The organism is Variovorax ginsengisoli (genome assembly GCF_030811835.1).
GTDB lineage: Bacteria > Pseudomonadota > Gammaproteobacteria > Burkholderiales > Burkholderiaceae_C > Variovorax > Variovorax ginsengisoli_C.
Window position 1 is genome coordinate 1 of the sequence record NZ_JAUSRO010000021.1, and the last position, 12961, is coordinate 12961.

Below are 12961 nucleotides of genomic sequence, written 5' to 3' on the forward strand. Positions count from 1 at the left end.
CGACGGTATCCGTATTCCTAGTCGTATTCACAGTCCTACTCCTATCTTCAAAGATAAGCGATAGACCGTGTCCTGTCATTCAAGGGGCCAGCTCAGCCGAAGTTCTCATCTGTGCATTCCACTCATGACAGGGTGATCCTTGCGGTACCCACGATGACATCGGGCACCCAGGCTTCCGAGAGATTCAGCATCCGGTTGTCGCTGTAGGGATAGATCACCCGAATCAAGCCGTTGGTATTGACCTGAACCGTCAGATTGCTCTCCAGCCACGTTTTTCGTGCGGCTGTGGTGACCGTGCCCGGCGGGCCGATCAGCGAGCTTGCGAGGGAGTCGTGCACAGCGCCCTTCACGGCGGTTACCGTGGCCTGCGTGACAGGGCCGTTGAACGCCATCAGTGCGCGCGCGCCATCTTCGGCCGCGCGCGAGACTGCCTGTTGGGTGTAGAGCACGGAGCCGAAGGTGGCGATACCGTAAATGAAGGCGAGCAACAGCGAGAAGATCAAGGCGAATTCGATCGCCGCGACACCGCGTTGCCTTTGCCTTGATGGGGACCGATCCGAAGGGTTCATGAGGTTCCTACCATCTTTCCGTCGACAAGAAGCATGCTGGCGCGCCCCTGCAACTGAGCGGGAAGCAGGACGCCAAGCCCAGGCAGGGCGGGTGCCAGGGGATGGGCCGCGTAGTCGTAGTCGACGGTCACCACGATCTGGCAGCGCTGCGTCAACACCGAGCCGCACGTCAGCGTCGGTGTCGACTCGGCCGCGCAATCGATGCCGAGCCGACAGGTCTTCGCCACCACGGTGGTGTGGGCCAGCCACGACATGCGCTCCCTAGCGACGGCCTCGGCCGCGGTTTGCCGGCATGCCAGCTGCGTGCCGCAGTACCGAAGACTCGCGCGCGCACCTTCTTCGGCAGCGTGTTGCATGGCAAGCCGGATAGAGAACACGATGCCGTAGCTGATGATGGCGTAAAGGACGGCGAAGAAGATGGGGAACACGATGGCGTACTCCACCGCGTAGGCACCTCCTTGCAGCTGTCTGGTGCGGAGACGGCGGACGATGCGGTCCGGGCTCATGCTCTGTTCCACATCAACGGACTGCGCAAACTATTGGGAGCCCGAGTTCAGTCCCGAGCTCTTGACGGCTGCCCCAAACCGCTCTGGAATCGCATAGTCAAAGCTCTTGATATACCGCTGATAGCTCCGACCGGCCACGTCCCCTGGAATTGGTCGCGCCACCGGCGACGCCGCTGCGCCGCTGCTCTGGAGCGCCAGCAGGCCCCGTGTCGCATCGCCCACTTTCAGCGCAGGCTTCCATTCTTCCTCGGCCGGTTCCCGTGGCTCGGCCGATTCCACGGCGGCTGTTGGGGGCGCTGTCGGCACCTGCACCGCCGCCACGGGCGACGAGGGTGTCCATGCCACCGACTGCGCCTGTGCACCCAGGGCCGTCAGCGCGAGTGCCGCGGCACCGGAAAGATGGATCATCACGCGGGTGGCGCAGCCTGCTTGCAAGGTTGGCGGTGCGAAAGAGGTCATGGCTTGTCTCCAGCGGGCAGAAGGGTGGGCAGGGTGTTGGGGCTGTCTGTGGCCAAGGGGTCGGGCCGCACCATCACATGCACGCGCCGTGGCCACGCCGCCGTTTTCAGGGACAGCGCGGCGTCGGGTGCTGCAGCGGGCACAACGCCCACCGCCATGCGGCTCGCCGCATCGGCGATGACGCTGCGCGTGGCCGCCGGCATGTTGCTCGCGTTCATCAACGCCAGAGCCTGTTCCGTCTGGCCGCTGGCCTGCAGGTACAGCGCCACATTCACCTGGATGCGCTGGTTGTCCGGCTGCAGCTGCAGCGCCTGCATCAACGGAATGCGTGCCGCGGGCAGTTGGCCGGCGCGCATCTGCGCATAGCCCATGTCGCTCAGGAGCAGCGCGTCGATGGGGTTGCGGCGCTGGGCCTGTTCCAGCATGCGGATGGCCAGCGGAAAGTCGGACTGGCTGCCGGCGAGCAGGCCCAGCCCGTGGTAGCCCGCGCCTTCCAGCGGCGTGCCTATCAGCTTGTCGTACATCCTGCGGCTGGCCTCGGGCTGGTCGGTCTGCCGCAACGCGTCGGCGCGCAGCCGGTTCGACTCTGGCGATACACCCCAGCGCTGCTCCAGTGCGTCGATGTGGGCCAGCGATGCGAACCACAGCCCATCGCGTTGCATCTGGTCGACCAGGCGGATGTAGGTCGATGCGGTGTTGGCCATGGCCGCGCTCGACGTGGCCGACGACGCAGTCGCTTCCGCGGCGGCGCGCAGCTGCTGGGCTTCCGCCGCCTGGTAGAAGGGCTTGGGCTTGGTTGCGCTGCAGGCGCCAAGTGCCAACAGCACCGCGAGTGCCAGGCCTGACTGCAGCCTGCGCGACGCACGGGCACGGCCCCCAAGACATGTGATCGGGCTCATTTGGCGATGGCTCCCAGAGAACGGATCACGGCCAGGAAGCCGGGTCCTGCGGTGACGATGATGAGCGCGGGCAGCAGCGTGGTCACCATCACGCCGGTCATCTTGACGGTGATCCTGCCAATGCGGCCCTTGAGTTCGGAGCGCCGGCTTTCGCGCAGCCGTTCGCTGAACTGATGCAGCGGTTCCTGCACGGCGCCGCCGTGGCGGTCGACCTGCACCAGCAGGGCGACCAGGCCCGCGAGGTTCTCGTTGTCGTGCAAGGACGCCAGGCGCTGCAGCGAATGTTCGCGCGTGCGGCCCTGGCCGTACTGGCGGTTGGCAATCGCCAGCTCCTTGGCGAGGATGCGCAGCACGTGGCCGAAGTCGTCGGCCATGATCTGCAGGCTCTGGTCAAGGCTCAGGCCCACGCCCTGCAGCAGGCGCAGCAGGTCGACGAAAAGCGGCAGCTCGCCGGCGACCTGCTCGCGCCGACCCGCAGCGATGCGGCCCAACACCCACTTGGGCGCCATGAAGCCGACGATGCAGGCAAAGGCCATCACCAGGGCCGCGTTCAATTTGACGGTGCCGGTCTGAACGGCCACATAGCCCAGCGCGGGCAGTGCCAAAGCCAGAAAGCTGCGAATGACCAGAAAGCCCAGTTGCGCGCGCACCGACTCGAACCCGCACTGGTCGATGAGCCGCCGGTCTTCGTCGGCCACCAGCGCGCGGCCGATGCCGCTCTGCAGCCAATGCGCCGGCAGCTCCTGCATGGGCTGCGTTCCCATCAGCGGTGCATCGTCGGCGCTGGTGCGCAATGGCGCCTTGTTGGCGGGTTGCCAGCCTTCGCTTTTCTGCGCAGCCAGGCCGCGCTGGATGGCACGGCCGAGGGTCTGGCCGCTGCGGGCGCGTTGCACTTCACGCAGCACGAGCAGGCCTGCGGCAATCAGCAGGCCGAGCGCGAACAGCGAGAGACTCAGGACGGTGAGCTGGTCGGCGGTCATGCGAGCCTCGCCAGTCGGTACAGAAAGAACACGCCCAGCAACTGCAGGCCGGCTGCGCTGAAGATCAGCGTCTGGCCCGTGCTGTCGGTGAGCATGCGGTTGAAGTGGCCGGGGTTGAGCATCACGATGGCGCCGCCCACGACGATGGGCAGCAGGCCCAGAATCCACGCGGACAGCCGGGTTTCGGCCGACATGGCCACCAGTTCGGCCTCGGCCTGCTCCCGGTCGCGCATGAAGCCCGCAACGCGTTCGAGCAGCACGTCGGCGCGGCCGCCGTAGCGCACGCCCAGCCCCAGGATGGAGGCGAGCAGGTACATCTCTTCGATGTCCACGTTGCGCGCCATCTGATTGAGCGCCTGGTCCAGGTCGACGCCTGCCCGCACGAGGCTGCTGGCGCCTTCCATGTACTCACGCAGCGGTGACTTGGTGGTCGCAACCGACAACTGGAACGCTGCGTGCGTCGAGTTGCCGATGGTGATCAGACGGACCATCGAATCGATGAAGCCTGGCAGTTGGCGCACCAGCGTGCGCTTCATCTTTTGCGTGCGCATCCAGATCACCAGGGCACCCAGCAGCGCGAGCACGACAAAGGCCGTGCCCGCCGCCAGCCCACCGCCGAGCGCGAGCGCCAGTGCGCATAGCACCAGGTCGCCGACCACGGCCATGGCCAACACCGGTAAAGTGACCACGCCCTGCAGCTTTTGCGGCAGCTTGAGCTTGCCCACAAGGCCCTTGCGCGCGGCAGCGGCCGAAGCCTGCGCCGTCGTCGCGTTGGCCCAGGGGTCGCCACTCAAGGTGCCCATTGCGAGCAGTCCGCTTGCGGCGCGGCCACGCCCCGCATCGATTGTGGCGGCCTCGCCCGCCACGCGTTCCTTCATCTGCGCGTCGAGGTGGCGTACGGCCGCCATCCGCGACTGGCGTGCCACGGCCCATTGCCACAGCCACAGGCCGGCAGCGGCCAGCAGCAAGGCCAGCACGGTGACGACGACGAGCGCTCTAAGCACGTGCATCACCTCCCTCGCGCTGCAGCGTCTGTCGGAAGCGTGTGACCTTGGCCGAATGCGGCGCGATGCCCAGCGAGACCCAGCGGTCGCGTTCCTGGCCGTCAGGGCTGACCACCGGGTCGTAGCGGTAGAGCTCCTGCATGGCCACCACGTTGTCGTTGACGCCGGTGATCTCCGAGATCGACAGGATGCGTCGCTGGCCGCCGGAGAGGCGGCCGATCTGCACGATGAAGTCCACCGCGTTCGCGATCTGGCGCCGCAGGCTCGACTCGCTGCCCTGGTAGCCGGCAAAGCCCGCCAGCATCTCCAGGCGGTACAGGCATTCGCGTGGCGAGCTGGCGTGGATGGTGCCCATCGAGCCGTCGTGGCCGGTGTTCATCGCCTGCATCATCTCGATGACTTCGGCACCGCGCACTTCGCCCACGATGATCCGGTCGGGCCGCATGCGCAGGCTGTTGCGCAGCAGGTCGCGGATCGACACGATGCCCGCACCGTCGAAGCCGCCGGGCCGGCTTTCCAGGCGCACCACGTGCGCGTGGCCGAGCGACAGTTCGGCCGTGTCCTCGATGGTCACCACCCGTTCGGTCTCTGGAATGAAGGTGGCCAGCGCGTTCAGCAGCGAGGTCTTGCCCGAGCTGGTGCCGCCGCTCACGATGATGTTGCAGCGCGACTTGACGGCAATTTCCAGCAGCTGCGCCATCGTGGCGTCGAAGGTGCCCAGTTGCACCAGGTCGGCGGGCTTGAGCGGGTCCTTGCGGAACTTGCGGATCGACACCGACATGCCGTCGATCGCCAGCGGCTCGATGATGGCGTTGATGCGCCCGCCGTCGGGCAGCCGCGCATCCACCATCGGGTTCGATTCGTCGAGCCGGCGGCCCAGCGGTGCGAGGATGCGGCGCACGATGCGCAGCACATGCTCCTCGTCGTTGAAGCGCAGCGATTCGCGTTGCAGCACGCCGTGGCGCGACACGTAGATCTGCTTGTGGCCGTTGATGAGGATGTCCTCGACGTCCGGGTCGTTGAGCAGGTCTTCCAGCGGGCCGAAGCCGGCCAGCTCCTTGGTCAGGGCGTCGGCGATGAGCAGCATTTCGCGGTCGTTGACCGGCACGCGCTGCAGTCGCACGAAGCTGTCGAGTTCCAGCTCGACGAACTGCTGGATGGAGGCGCGCGACCAGCGCCCGAACTCCGCCCCCAGTTCCTCGATGCGGCTGAGCAGGTGTTCGTGCGTCCAGCTCTTGATGTCCTGGAACTGCTGCGAATTCCGAAAGGTGTCGTTGTCGTCTGCAAATGCGATATCGGAGGACATGCTCAGCCTTGTCTCGCGCCGGTCGCGCGTTTCCATTTGCCGGTCAGCCGCGCAATGCGCGCGCGCCAGGGCGATTCGGATGGGGCAGGCCAGTTGCTGCCGTCGGCGTAGTCGCGCAGCAGGCTCCTTGCCATGCCGAGCACCGCCTGCACATAGGGGTCGCTGCGTGAGGTGCTCGCCAGCATCTCGCCGCGGCTGGCGGCGGCGAGCAGCGGCGCACTGCGCATCGGCAGCACATGCGCAAGCGGCAGGCCCAGCCGGGTGGCGATGTCACTGGCCGGCAGCCCCACGTGCTTGTCCATCTTGTTGACCACCAGCGCCAGGCGAGCTGGGTCGACGCCGTGGCCCCGCAGGTCGCGCAGCAGGTTGGCGGTGGAGACGATGCCGCCGATGCTCAGGTCGCACACGACCCAGGTCTTGTCGGCTTCGAGCACGGTCTGCGCCACGAACTCGGTGAGCGAGAAGCCGCCCAGGTCGGCGATCTGGAAGTCGAAGAAGTCGGCGAGCCGCTTGACGAGCGCCATGGAGTCGGCATGCGAGATCTCGCGCACCTGCGCCAGGCTGGCTGGCAGCGGCAGCACCACCGCGCCGCTGTTGTGGTGTGCGAGCGCCGTCTGCACCAGGGTCTGGTCGAGGCGTCGCAGATTGCGCGCGCCATCGACGAAGTTGAAATCGCTGGCCGTGTCCAGGTACAGCAGGCCATCGCGCGCAGGCAGGCCCAGGTCGAGCAGCGCGATGCCGCGTGCAGGGGACACCGGCATGCCGGCCGCCGGTGTGGATGCTGCGGCCTCGGCGGGCTTGAGCATTTCCTGCAGCAGCACGGCCAGGTGCGTGGCCAGTGTGGTCACGCCCATGCCAGCCCGCGCACCCAGGAGTGCGATGGTGCGGCCGTGGCGCGTTGCCTGCTCCTGGGTACCGCGCTCCAGCATCGCCGCCAGGGTGGCGACAACGTCTTCCGGCGCCGCCGTGATGTCCACGAAATCGTTGACGCCCGCGCGCAGCGCCGTCAGCACGGCCGTGGGCTGCGACGCCGGGCCGGTGCCGAGAATCGGCAGCGCGGGCCAGTCCCGTTTGACCTGGCGATGCACTTCGGCCGCCGCCGCCGACTGGTCGCCGGAGAAGTCGAGAAAGAGCGCCTGCGGACCGATGGCTGCGATGCGTTCGTTGAGGACGTCGGCGTTGAGCATGCTCGGCACCACGGTGCCGCTGCGCTGCAGCGCACTCAGCAGCCACGTCACGTTGGACCCGCTGTTCGAAGCGAAGAGATAGGTGTCTGCGCCATAACCCAGGGCGCGGTTGCGCGGCATGTTCATGGCAGGAGGAGAAGCGGCAATGCCGGGCCCCCTATTTCGAGAAGCCGGGCAGCACGCTGCCGCCGCCGATGCCGCCCACCATCATCGTGCGCCACACCGGGCCGTCGCGCTGCTCGGCGGCGCCGGGCAACTGCGAAGCCACGTCCGTGCCGCGCGCCAGGGGCTTGACCAGGCGCGGCGTCACGACGATGACGAGTTCCTTCTCGTTCATCGTGTACGACTGCTGCTTGAAGAAGTTGCCGATGATGGGCAGGTCGCCCAGGAGCGGCACCTTGGCTGCATTGGACACCGTCGAGCGGCTGACGAGTCCGCCGATGACGAAGCTTTCACCGTCGCCGAGCTCCACGGTCGTGTCGGCGCGGCGCGTCGTGATGGCGGGCACAGCCAGGCCATCGACGTTGACCGCGTTGTTGTAGTCGAGGTCGCTCGCCTCAGGCGCGACCTTCAGCGCGATGCGGTCGTTCGAAAGCACCGTCGGGCTGACCGTCAGGCCGATGCCGAAGGGTTTGTATTGGACGGTGGTGCTACCCAGGCTTTGGGATACCGGCACGGGCAGCTCGCCGCCCGCGAGGAAGCTGGCGCTCTGGCCGGTCATGGCGACCAAGGTCGGTTCTGCGAGGACACGAGCCAAACCATTGCTCTCAAGAAGATTGAGTCCCGCGATCAGTCCTCGGCCCTTGTTGGCATTTCCAAACCCAAGCGTCAGCGCAAATGCATCGGCGATCGAACTCGCAGATGGCGTGCTGCTGCTGAAGCTGAAGTTGTGGCTGTTAGGGCCGTAGCCAGACAAATTAAAGCCGACTTCCTTGAGCACACTGCGGCTGAATTCGACGATCTTCACCTCCACCTGCACCGTGTGGCTGCGCACATGGACCATCGACCTGTCGATGACAGGCGCGTCCTTGGGCTGCGACGCCACGATGACGTCCGCCACCGTGCGCTGCGCGGCCACGCTGTCGAACGTGCCCTCCACGACGGCCGCGCGTCGCGCCACCTCGATCACATAGGTGGTCGCCGCGCTGCTGCCCTTTTCCCAGATCATCAGCGTGGTGCTGCCGGGGGCCTTCCCCGTCACGATCAGGCGCGCTGCGGCGGCAGATGCCTTGTCCTTGCGGGTCAGCGCGATGCTGGCGACCGCTTCGTCGGCGATCGCCAGGCGGTCCACGCCCTTGTCGATGATCAGTTCCCGCTGCGCGCCGGCATCGACCGCGAGCTTCTGGCTGGGACCGGCCGCGTTCACGGCAGCCAGCGGCAATGCGCAGACCGACGACAGGAGCGCCAGGCGCGACGCGCAGGCAAAGCGTTTGCCGCCGGCCGAAGCGGGCAGGACCAGGGACGTGGATGGCTGGTTCATCAGTAGCTCAGCGTTTCTCGTTTGTCGCCACGGATCACTTCCACTTCGTTGCCGCTGCGCGGCCTGGGCGTCGTGTTGGCTGAAGTGCGAACGGGGAGGGGGGTGCGGGCCGGGGCTGACACGTTGGTTGCGCGTGATCTGCGCTCACCCAGAGCCGCAAAGTCGGTCACTGCCAGACCCGCCTGGGCCTTGTCGATACCGCTGAGCACCGGCAGCGCTTGCCCCGCCTTGACCGGTCGCGCCGTGAGCGCGGCGGGCAATTCGGCAAAGAGAGAAGGGTCCGGTACCGAGGTGTCTGCCGGGTTGCGCAATGCCAGCACCAGGCGGCCGCTGTTTTCCACCAACGTGAGGCTGTTGACTTCCTCGATCGGCACCGCCAGGACCGCCGTTCGCGGCACGTCCGCGCGTTGCTGGGCATTGTTACTGGCGTCCTTGCTCGGCATGCCATCGACCGACGCGTTGCCGAACGCCAGCACCCGTTTGCGTGCCAGCAGCAGACGAACCTGGCTGTTGTCGATTTCCTTGTTGTCTGTCTTCAGCACGAAGAACACGTCGACGAAGTCGCCAGGGCGGATGCGGTTGCCCACACCCATGATTTCGTCGGCCTTGATCGCCACGGCGCGTTCGCCGTCCTGCACGCGCAGGGCCAGGCCCGAGACAAGCTGGGATTCAAGCACCGGGCTGTTGGCCGCCATGTCGAAGACCGGAATGCGCCCGGTGGCGGTGCCGATGTCGTGCAACGCATCCGGCGGGTTCACCGGAAGCTGTTCGATGCGCAGTGCGTCCGCGGGAATGGGCGTGCCGGCCGCGACGGGTTTTGCGATGAAGACCACGGGGAAGGTGGTCGTTGGAGTGGCCGGCGCAGCCGCTGCCGTGGGGGCTGGCGGCGCGACGGCGGGTTTTCTGCCCAGCATCCAGGCATAGACCCCGAGGAGGATGGCAAGCAGCACCAGGATGGCCGCAATGATTTTGCTCAAATTGACCATATATCTCTCTGTGCACTGAGGCTATTGGGTGTCGACCTTGTTACGAACCAGGGGTTTGCTTGAAAAGAAGAAGCCAGGCAATGGCTGACAAGGCTAAATAACCAGCGTACGGAATCTGCTTGGACTTGACGAACTTCGAAGGGTCGTTGATTGCCGGTCCGTGAACCAGTTTCATTAAAACGAAGGGCAGCGGCTGTCTTTTGGATACCAAAAAGAGCGCGGCATGCAATCCGGCCAATACACTGGCCATGAGCCAGATCCATGTAAAAGGCGTCAGGCCCACCCAAAGGGCAAGTACGCCTGCGAATTTGACATCTCCTGCACCCATGACCTTGAAGGCATAAAAGACAAGGAAGAAAAGAAATGCAGCCAGACTTGCAATGAGCGCATGGGTCCACAAGAGCTCAAACGGCTGTCGACCTGTCGACAGCGCGATTGATGCAAAGGCGAGTCCTGAGAGGACAAGCCAGTTGGGCACTCGGCGCGCTTTGAAATCGAAGTACACGGTGGCGCACAGCCAAATCAGCCAAACGCCGACCATGTCTCGCCCCGAAATTAGGTCGGGGCAACCAGTTTTTCGCTAATCGTTGTAAAGAGATCATTCAGGTTTGTACCGATGGTTCCGACAACGACCGCAATTGCGATCGAAATCAACCCGGCAATCAACCCATACTCAATAGCAGTAGCACCCTCTTCATCGCGAAGAAAATTGACAATGGCGTTTTTCATAATTGACCTCGTGACATGGAGTTGAGAATTACTTTTAATTGCCGTTTCTAATGCGGCGAAGTCATCGTATTCATCGTAATTTCTTGTATCAATACACTGAAAGTACACACAATTTAGCAAGGGTCATCTGGCGATTCGTTGTTCCGGTTTGCGCAAGAACGATGCCGAGCGTGCGTCGCCTTGTTCTGGCGCGATCTGATCGCCATGTCTTAAGACATGGCTTAAAAAAGTCTTTCAAATCAATGACTTGAAACATCCCGTAAGCAATGCCGCCGGATCAGCATCCGCGTGTTACGTGATTGTTACGGCTCTGTTTCAGAGTTGTGTCTCGTAACACTCGGCGACCATGGTGAAAACCCTGGGAACCGCAAATACTTCTAAATGTGTGAAAAAAGTCACGTTGTGTAACGTGACCGGACGCTGACCTCAGCTGGTCAGGTCTTCCTGAAAAATTTTCCAGTCACGGCCGACGCGCAGCCAGTACTGGCGGCGGCTTCGGCCGGTTTTCTCGCCCTCGCGAACTTCGCCGAAGGTCACGACCATGGTGTCGTCGTTGTCCTTCCAATTGAGGAAAGACACGTCCTTGAGCACGAGGGGGCGCACCGGCGCTGGCGGTACGTTGGTCGTGCCGGGCCGGGTGGACACAAGCGTCATGCCCCTGGGCAGCGCGGGCTGCACATCGGCGGCGTAGAACCGCTGCAACTGCGCCGGGTCGCTCGACGTGCGGGCTTCGCGCCAGGCGTTGAGCACGTCGCCAAAATTGCCGAGGTCGTTTTTCGCCTGCTGGGGCGTGATCCATTTCAGGCTGGAGGCGATGACCACCGGCGTGGTGCCGACCTCGACCCGGCGCAACAACTCGCGCAGGTCGGTGTTCGACATGACCACGCAGCCATCGGTCGCCTGCGGCGCGCGCGCGTACTGCTGCGCGGGCGTGCCGTGCAGCCAGATGCCGCTGCCTGTGCGGCCCTTGCGCACGTCGTAGGGGTTCGGGTAGTTGATGGGCAGGGCGCCCGCGCCATAGAAGTCGCGCAGCGACTTCGGGTCGAGGTTGCTGGTGACGTGGTACACGCCCAGCGGCGTACGGGCATCGCCCTCGGCCAGCTTGCCGATGCCGGCTCTGCCGACGGAGATGTAGTAGTCGGCGACCACCTGCATGCCTTTGTCGGCGGTGTTCTGCAGCAAGTAGAGCCGCGAGCGAGATGCGTCGACGGCCACCGCGTAGCGTGTGCGTGCCGACAGCGCAAGGAACTGCGACGGCACCGTGCCCGCAGGCGGTCGTTCGCGCAGCGACTGCAGGCGGCGCTGCGATTCTTCCTGCAGTTCGGCCAGTGCCGGCCCCGCGCCCATGCGGGTGGCCGACGCGCCGTTCGCCAGATTGCGCGCCGGCGCCACGCGCGCCGCGAGCAGGTCGGCGTACACGAGTTGCGCCAGCTGGAAGTTCGGGTAGTCCTTGACCAGCTTTTCGGCGCTCGCCAGCGCAGCGCTGCTCTTGCCGCGGCCGAAGAGTTCATACACGCCGATGAGCCGCGTCTCGGCCTTGTCGGCACTCTGGATCGGGCCGTGGGTGGCTGTGGCGGCCCGCCGCGCGGCTGCCTTGCGCGCAGATTCCCGGGGCTGTGCCGATGTCGGCGCCGAAGATGCCGAGGCGCTTGACGACGCAGACACCGCTGGCACCCCCAATGCGGCCGCCAGCACCGCGACGCTCAGCAGGCTGCGAGCCACGCGCCGGTTCACCTGGCGGTTCACCCGCCGACAGCTTCCTTGACGATCCGCCAGCGGCCCTGGTGGCGCGTGAGCTCGAGCGTCTTTCGGCTGTTGATGTTGAGGCTGTCGGCGCGGTAAGACTGGCGGAACTTGGCGATGGCGGTGTCGCCGTTGAAGGTGATCGCCAGGTTCGAGACCGCCACGCTGATGTTCGACTTGCCCACGATGCGCGCGCGGCGTTCTTCTTCCCAGGCCTTGCGGCTCTGTCCGCCAGCGGGCGTGAAGTCCGGGCCGTAGGCGGCCAGGTAGTCGTCCATTTCCTGCGCAGCCCAGGCGCCGGCCCAGGCGCGCACGGCAGATTCGACCTCGCCCGTGGGTGCGCCGGCCTTGTCCGCCACGGGGGCGGGTGCTGCGGCGGACGGCACCGGTGCTGGCGTCAGCGGCGCTGCCGCGGGCCGAGGCGCTGCAAGCGGTGCAGCAGCGACGGCGGCCGGTGCGGCTGCCTTCGCCGCCGGCGCAGCGGGCGTAACCGCAGGTGCAACAGGCGCAGGCGCAGGCGCGGGGGCGGCCGCCACCACCGTCCGATCCTTCGCCCCACGCGCCACGTTCGTCGCCGTGCCGGCAGTCGTCGGGCTGACCAGCGTGCGGATCACCGCCAGCTTGGGCGCCACGGCCGTGTTGCCCTGATCGAGTTGCAGCGCCTTGCTGTACGCCTGGCTGGCCAGGCGCGCGTAGACGTCGCCCAGGTTCTCGTGCGCGGTCGAATAGCTCGGGTTGGTGCGGATCGCGCTTTCGAGCGTGCTGCGGGCCTTGTCGTACTGGCCCTGGCTTGCGTAGATGACCGCCAGGTTGTTGTAGGGCTCGGGCAGCTCGGGCGCATCCTGCGTCAGGCGGGTGAAGGTAGCGATGGCGTCGGCGCTCTTGCCCGCATCGATCTGGGCCACGCCCTTCAAGAAGCGCATCTGCGGATCGCGTGGGTTGTTCGCCAGGAACTTGTCGGCGCGCACCAGGGCCTCGTCCAGCTTGCCGGCCTGCGTGAGGCGATCGACATCATCGTAGTCACTGGCTGTGGCCGGCGCCATGCAGGCGAGGGTCAGCGCCATGGCGCAGAGCGGCTTGACCAGGGGGGCGCGAAGAGAATTCATGGTGTTC

Annotated in this window: 14 protein-coding genes; all 14 read right to left on the minus strand. The window is 65.7% G+C overall.

Translation table 11 applies throughout. The features are described from left to right. Positions 1 to 122: 122 nt before the first annotated feature. The 14 genes from J2W36_RS24725 to J2W36_RS24790 all read right to left on the minus strand — a co-directional run bounded on the left by J2W36_RS24725 (position 123) and on the right by J2W36_RS24790 (position 12954). A complete protein-coding gene (locus tag J2W36_RS24725; protein ID WP_307692442.1) occupies positions 123 to 569 on the minus strand; it encodes a TadE/TadG family type IV pilus assembly protein in 447 nt (148 codons plus the stop codon). Then, entirely contained in the window at positions 566 to 1075 is a 510-nt protein-coding gene (locus J2W36_RS24730; protein WP_307692443.1) for a TadE/TadG family type IV pilus assembly protein, read from the minus strand. Before J2W36_RS24730 ends, J2W36_RS24725 begins: the two co-directional genes overlap by 4 nt. A gap of 30 nt (positions 1076 to 1105) precedes the next feature. Next, complete coding sequence (locus J2W36_RS24735) at positions 1106 to 1534, minus strand: DUF3613 domain-containing protein (protein WP_307692444.1); 429 nt, start codon at positions 1532 to 1534, stop codon at positions 1106 to 1108. Next, positions 1531 to 2433, minus strand: coding sequence for a tetratricopeptide repeat protein (locus J2W36_RS24740; RefSeq protein ID WP_307692445.1), 903 nt, complete (start codon positions 2431 to 2433; stop codon positions 1531 to 1533). The genes J2W36_RS24735 and J2W36_RS24740 overlap by 4 nt, the downstream gene beginning before the upstream one ends. Next, entirely contained in the window at positions 2430 to 3413 is a 984-nt protein-coding gene (locus J2W36_RS24745) for a type II secretion system F family protein (protein ID WP_307692446.1), read from the minus strand. The genes J2W36_RS24740 and J2W36_RS24745 overlap by 4 nt, the downstream gene beginning before the upstream one ends. After that, entirely contained in the window at positions 3410 to 4417 is a 1008-nt protein-coding gene (locus J2W36_RS24750) for a type II secretion system F family protein (protein WP_307692447.1), read from the minus strand. Before J2W36_RS24750 ends, J2W36_RS24745 begins: the two co-directional genes overlap by 4 nt. Further along, positions 4410 to 5723 carry a TadA family conjugal transfer-associated ATPase gene (locus J2W36_RS24755; RefSeq protein ID WP_307692448.1) on the minus strand — a complete coding sequence of 438 codons (1314 nt, stop codon included), beginning with the start codon at positions 5721 to 5723 and terminating at the stop codon, positions 4410 to 4412. Before J2W36_RS24755 ends, J2W36_RS24750 begins: the two co-directional genes overlap by 8 nt. A 2-nt stretch (positions 5724 to 5725) precedes the next feature. Beyond that, positions 5726 to 7036 carry a CpaE/TadZ family protein gene (locus tag J2W36_RS24760; RefSeq protein ID WP_307692449.1) on the minus strand — a complete coding sequence of 437 codons (1311 nt, stop codon included), beginning with the start codon at positions 7034 to 7036 and terminating at the stop codon, positions 5726 to 5728. A gap of 31 nt (positions 7037 to 7067) precedes the next feature. Then, positions 7068 to 8390, minus strand: coding sequence for a type II and III secretion system protein family protein (locus J2W36_RS24765; protein WP_307692450.1), 1323 nt, complete (start codon positions 8388 to 8390; stop codon positions 7068 to 7070). Continuing rightward, positions 8390 to 9376, minus strand: a complete 987-nt coding sequence (gene cpaB / locus J2W36_RS24770) for a Flp pilus assembly protein CpaB (protein ID WP_307692451.1) — start codon at positions 9374 to 9376, stop codon at positions 8390 to 8392. The genes J2W36_RS24765 and cpaB overlap by 1 nt, the downstream gene beginning before the upstream one ends. Before the next feature lie 40 nt (positions 9377 to 9416). Next, positions 9417 to 9917: an A24 family peptidase gene (locus J2W36_RS24775; protein WP_307692452.1), complete on the minus strand. Its 501-nt coding sequence runs from the start codon at positions 9915 to 9917 to the stop codon at positions 9417 to 9419. A gap of 14 nt (positions 9918 to 9931) precedes the next feature. Next, on the minus strand, positions 9932 to 10105 hold the full coding sequence (locus J2W36_RS24780; protein ID WP_307692453.1) for a Flp family type IVb pilin: 174 nt from the start codon (positions 10103 to 10105) through the stop codon (positions 9932 to 9934). A gap of 426 nt (positions 10106 to 10531) precedes the next feature. After that, positions 10532 to 11851, minus strand: coding sequence for a L,D-transpeptidase family protein (locus J2W36_RS24785; RefSeq protein WP_307692454.1), 1320 nt, complete (start codon positions 11849 to 11851; stop codon positions 10532 to 10534). Then, complete coding sequence (locus J2W36_RS24790; protein WP_307692455.1) at positions 11848 to 12954, minus strand: YybH family protein; 1107 nt, start codon at positions 12952 to 12954, stop codon at positions 11848 to 11850. The genes J2W36_RS24785 and J2W36_RS24790 overlap by 4 nt, the downstream gene beginning before the upstream one ends. Between the last annotated feature and the right edge of the window lie 7 nt (positions 12955 to 12961).